General features: G+C 39.8%; 6 protein-coding genes. 4 read left to right on the top strand and 2 right to left on the bottom strand.

Translation table 11 applies throughout. From position 1 onward, the window contains the following. From AAC037_RS19595 to AAC037_RS19605, 3 genes are all read left to right on the top strand, one after another. A partial coding sequence (locus tag AAC037_RS19595) for an inosine/xanthosine triphosphatase (protein ID WP_339904993.1) occupies positions 1 to 277 on the top strand: 277 nt, incomplete at its 5' end. An 86-nt stretch (positions 278 to 363) separates the two neighbouring features. Next, positions 364 to 678 (top strand): thioredoxin family protein, encoded by a 315-nt coding sequence (locus AAC037_RS19600; protein ID WP_339904994.1) that lies wholly within the window; start codon positions 364 to 366, stop codon positions 676 to 678. Next, a complete protein-coding gene (locus AAC037_RS19605) occupies positions 659 to 919 on the top strand; it encodes a hypothetical protein (protein ID WP_014019754.1) in 261 nt (86 codons plus the stop codon). Before AAC037_RS19600 ends, AAC037_RS19605 begins: the two co-directional genes overlap by 20 nt. A 172-nt stretch (positions 920 to 1,091) precedes the next feature. On the opposite strand, the gene AAC037_RS19610 is transcribed toward AAC037_RS19605, so the two are convergent. Then, on the bottom strand, positions 1,092 to 2,087 hold the full coding sequence (locus AAC037_RS19610) for an NTPase (RefSeq protein WP_339904996.1): 996 nt from the start codon (positions 2,085 to 2,087) through the stop codon (positions 1,092 to 1,094). A 143-nt stretch (positions 2,088 to 2,230) separates the two neighbouring features. On the opposite strand from AAC037_RS19610, the gene AAC037_RS19615 reads away from it, so the two are divergent. After that, positions 2,231 to 3,058, top strand: a complete 828-nt coding sequence (locus AAC037_RS19615; RefSeq protein WP_339904998.1) for a M28 family peptidase — start codon at positions 2,231 to 2,233, stop codon at positions 3,056 to 3,058. A 10-nt stretch (positions 3,059 to 3,068) separates the two neighbouring features. Here AAC037_RS19615 and AAC037_RS19620 read toward each other — a convergent pair whose 3' ends face one another. Beyond that, a complete protein-coding gene (locus tag AAC037_RS19620; protein ID WP_339904999.1) occupies positions 3,069 to 4,778 on the bottom strand; it encodes a capsule assembly Wzi family protein in 1,710 nt (569 codons plus the stop codon). Positions 4,779 to 4,960: the final 182 nt, after the last annotated feature.

Raw genomic sequence — 4,960 nt, forward strand, 5'->3', positions numbered from 1 at the left:
AATGGTTTCATTTGCCTGGATGGTTATCATGGATGGGGAAGGCAAGATAGGAAAAGCCAAAACCGCAACATTTTTTCTGCCCGAAGCCTTAAATAAAATGGTCAGTGATGGAATGGAACTAGGCGAAGCTGATGACAAGCTATTCGATAAAAGGAATTCCAAAGAATCAGGTGGAGCTGTAGGTATTTTAACCAAAGGTGCCATCAGCAGATCCAACTATTACCAACAGGCCTTGTCGCTGGCCCTTATTCCCTTTATTCAAAAAGAGCTGTATTAAAAAGTTGAAATGACTCATAGATATTTTCAATTGGATTTTGACACCAATAGTAATTACCTTTGATCTTCAATTAAACCAAAAGAATTATGCTACAAGAATTAGAATCAGATAATTTAGGACAAGTAATTAAAGACAATGATAAAGTAGTGGTTCAATACGGAGCTACTTGGTGTGGAAACTGCAGGATTATGAAGCCGAAAATGAAAAGGCTAAGTAAATCCTACGAGGGACTCACATTTTTGTACGTGGATGCAGAGAAATTACCAGAATCCAGAAAACTTGCGGAAGTAAATAATTTACCAACTTTCGCAGTTTTTGAAGGTGGGGCCCTAAAAAATCAAATTCAAACAAATAAAGAAGAAGCTTTAAAAACATTGATCGATGAGGTTGCCAATAATTAAACATGTACTGGGTTTCATCGAAGAAAACGATGAAGATTGGGTAGTTGAAACCATAGAACTCCTGGAGTCAATGACTGAAATTAGCACGCTGAAAGACGAAGAGTTGGATGTGATGGGCGAGTTACTTTCCAATTTGTATGGCACATTGGAAGTTCAGAAAATGATCAAGGAAGAAGGAATGGATAAGAAGGAAGCCATGAATGCTTTTCTCAAAAGAGTAATGGGTTCCATCGATAAATAATTTCCACTTTGGGAAGTAGAAAAGTTGTTTATCACCCTAAATAAAAAATCTGCTATATCGAAGTGTGGAGGTAGGTCCTTAGGATCTACCTCTTTTTTTGGTCCGCATCCTAAGCAGGCTAGCCAAGTTTATAAAAACGACTTAAATTAAGTAAAACCAAGCTTAATTGGATTTAATTTTCCGATGTTATTTGTTCCAAGAAGTTTCTTAAGGCCACTTTCCAGTCGGGAGAAGCATCCCATTTTTCACCAATATACAATTCATTTCTTACCAAGAAACGGATGTAATACTTGACCACTATCTTGTCAGGATTTTTACCTTGTTCCAAAGGTACTCCCATGCTTCTCATAAGGTCCGCCTCCCGACCTTCCTGTTTCATAAGGATAAACTGTACTTTTTCATTGATGAGTTCTTGATTGGACTTAGCGGTAGTCAGGAATTCGGTTTCAAAGGGATATTCAGCATTAAATATCTGTTCAAGGCCTTCTTTTTCTGCCAGCTGTTCTGCTTCCACTTGATTGGGATCTTTTCCGTAAATATCTTGACGGAAAGTATTGAGAAAATCTTCATTTCCCGCAGCCCCTGTAAGTAGGATACCCAGTTTAAAGACATCTAAGTTTAAAGGTGGTGCTTGTATATAATTGTTCCCCACTGAATTATTTTCTAATCCGGGAATGGAAGGATATTCAGGAACTTCAATTACCAGAAAGTTTTGACTTTTTTTGTTGAGGCCTATGGATTGGATTTGTTCTTTTAGATCTTCCAAATGAGTAGCTTTGGTTGACCAATTGTTTCCGGGAGAAATAATATTTCTATTGCCTGAAAAGGGGTAAATATGACAAAATAATCGACCATCCGTTTTTCTAATCAGCAATATAATATTTCTGATCTGCCGGGTAATAAAATGGCTGGCATAGGTGTTTTTAATGCCCTCAGAGAGGATGACTTCTTCTAGATCAAAATAGGCAACAGGATCTCCGCCCGCCTCTACAAATGCAGGATGAACTTCTTCCACCAATTCCTTCCAGGTGATAGGAGCTGTTTCGGCAGGGGCCGCAGAAACAAGTACTACCGATTTTCCATCTAAAAATTGCTCAACAGGCGTTGGTTGGGCCAGACTTACCAATGAAAAAAAACTTACCAGCACCGTCAAAGAAATATTTTTCATAAACAAAACCAATTCCACATCTGAAAGTTTAGTATTTTCACGAATATACACAAGCCATTGTAAAATCTTTCGTTATGAAAACGATTACCTCCTTTATTTTATTACTTTTTTGTTGCTTACCCTTCCATTCCCGGGCTCAAAAAATGGATACCCGGGTCTTGTTGGAAGATATCCAATTCCTTTCCTCTGACCAACTGAAAGGAAGATCAGCTACTAGTGAAGGCAATAAAAAGGCAGCAAACTATATTAAAGAAAGGTTCAAAGACTTGGACCTAAGCAGCCAATTTCCGGAATATACTCAATCGTTTTCCTTGAATAAAAGATTGGAGCAATTAGGCACTGGGGAAAATATCATTGGCTTTGTACCCGGGTCTGCTTCTTCCAAGATAATTTTAATCATGGCTCACTATGACCATTTGGGCACAAAAGGAAAGGACATTTACAATGGTGCAGATGACAATGCATCAGGTACAGCTGCTTTGTTGAATATGGCGGCCTATTTTAAGAGAAACCGTCCCCTTCATTCCATTCTTTTTGCTGCAACAGATGCAGAAGAGGAAGGGCTGTTGGGTGCTAAAGCTTTACAAAAAGACTTCCCATTTCCTTTGAATCAGATCCAATTGGTGGTGAATATGGACATGATCAGCCGAAGTGAAGACAATATTCTGTATGCAGTGGGTACACGATTTTATCCTCAGTTTAAGCCTTATCTTGAAAGCTGCGGAGAGCGATCAGCCATTCAACTGGTATTCGGAAATGATGGAGCCAAAGGAGAGCTTGACTGGACCAATGCTTCAGACCATGGCCCTTTTCATAAGGAAGAGATACCTTTTATTTATTTTGGAGTGGCCGATCATAAAGATTATCACCAACCTACTGATACCTTCGAAAACATTGATCAAACATTTTATATACAAGCCTGTGAGCTTATCTTGAACAGTATTTTAGAAATTGATGCTGCCATGGAATAAGCAGTTTGAATCAATCGATTATATACGAGAAACTTAAATTTCCAACAAAATTATCCTTATCCAAACCTGGAATAAAGTAATCGTCCGGATCATTTTCCAAGTACCACTTATAATTCAATGAGCGGACATATTTAAAATTGGCTGAAACAAGTAATTTGTCAAATCTCCATTCTCCTACGATAGCAGGCGCCAGGTCCACATATTTTCTGCGAAGGTCTTTGATGACTTCAAAACGTTTGTAATAGAAATCGTTGTTATAATTGATGTATTCAAACTCAATACCGATTCGGTTAAAGTTTTTTACCCATGCCATGTCAAAGGAAAGGACACTACTCCCCGGGCCGTACCCAAATCCCAATACTTGGCCCTTGTGTGTATAGCCATGCCTTACATAAGGATGGGTGTACCAACTGTTTCGGCTTAGAATTTCTTCTCTCACAGACTGGCCTGTTTGGGTCATTTCCATTCCTAACTGAAAGAATTCGTCCTTCTTCTTTAGGCTGGTTAAATTGGTAAATCCAAAGGTAAAAGCCCTGTTTTTGTCGGGATTTATCAAAAAGTCATGCAGGGTTCTACTGTTGCCATTGCTTCCATATTCCCCGTAAAACTCAAAATGTCCATTGGAGTTTATCCAGCGGAATTGACCGGAGCTGAGTTGATTTCTTTGGTCTACATTGGGTTTGGTAATGCTTTCAGGACCTTTTTCACCATTGAAAACCGGAAGGTAATCAGCGAATTGATCCAAGTCTGTGTGGTACATTTGAGAAACACTACTAAAACCTAAAAACAAACCGGGAAGCCACTTGGGTTGGTAGCTTATGGTCAAGCCGGATAAATAACGCCAGTCATCATCTGCTCTTTTGGGGACATACAGCGGCGTATTGGTGTAAGTATAATAGGAGTTGACCGGATCCACTCCGGAAGATCTTAACTGCCCGGCAATAAGCTGCCCTTCAAAACTACCTATTACGGTCTTTACCGGTTTTCGGGTATTGAATGTGAAGTGCAAAAATCCCGGGGCATTGTTACTCATCAATAGTGAGGCCCTCCTGCCCGGCCCCCACCATAGGTTTTCGTTAGAGATGCCAATAGAGTATTCTTTGAAATTAAAACGCAAGCTGGACTGGCCTAATGAAAGGCGGGTGATTGGCCCTCCATCAAATCTCTCCGGTATATCTGCAGTATTGACCCATTCAAAATACTGGAGCCAGGTGCTACCCCAGTGTTCCAAAGGAAAGGTTGTAAAATCTGAATTAGCTGCATGCAAAATCTCCGGCTGCAATTGTAAGGTCAAGGGACCGTATTCAAAATAAATGCCTAAGCTGGCATTCAGTTGTAGGCCCTTGTTTGGAATCATTTCCCCATCGTTGATTCCAAATGGAAGATTACTATTGTACCTGGATTTGATCATGACGGGGAGGGTCATGAACTTTACTTCATCAAAACTTGCTAAGCCGGTCAGGTTTTTCTCCTCAACCCTACTGTTCTGCTCAAAATTAAATGCTCCTGTTGTATTGAAAACTTGTTTTGGCAATATGGGCCGAATCATAAAGCTACTCTCCTCAGACAGGTTGCCAAGGAGTTGTTGCCTGCGCATATAATCGTCATAAACCGGGTAATGCAGCCCAATACTTTGGGCCAAAACCTTTGAAATAGGTGTCAAACAAACTAAAGCTGCCCAAAGAAAAATAGGTACAAATAAAGAAAATCTTTTACTCATTTCGGCTTCAATTTATGGTCAAGGTACTCACTTGAATACTGGCTACAGACCAACTTTCGTCACATACAGGCTCAGGGGTGTTTTCCTGCTTCAGTTCGTCTCCTATTGCAATTGACAATTGCCCGTCTTTATGCTTAATTAATTTGGTAATCCGATAAAGACTTTTCCAGCCCTCTACATCA

Origin of the sequence: uncultured Cyclobacterium sp. (assembly GCF_963976465.1) — a bacterium.
Classification (GTDB): domain Bacteria; phylum Bacteroidota; class Bacteroidia; order Cytophagales; family Cyclobacteriaceae; genus Cyclobacterium.

Coding starts and splice junctions, on each gene's coding strand:
- AAC037_RS19600 (WP_339904994.1), top strand. CDS start 364: ATGCTACAAGAATTAGAATCAGATAATTTAGGACAAGTAATTAAAGAC.
- AAC037_RS19605 (WP_014019754.1), top strand. CDS start 659: ATGAGGTTGCCAATAATTAAACATGTACTGGGTTTCATCGAAGAAAAC.
- AAC037_RS19610 (WP_339904996.1), bottom strand. CDS start 2,087: ATGAAAAATATTTCTTTGACGGTGCTGGTAAGTTTTTTTTCATTGGTA.
- AAC037_RS19615 (WP_339904998.1), top strand. CDS start 2,231: ATGGATACCCGGGTCTTGTTGGAAGATATCCAATTCCTTTCCTCTGAC.
- AAC037_RS19620 (WP_339904999.1), bottom strand. CDS start 4,778: ATGAGTAAAAGATTTTCTTTATTTGTACCTATTTTTCTTTGGGCAGCT.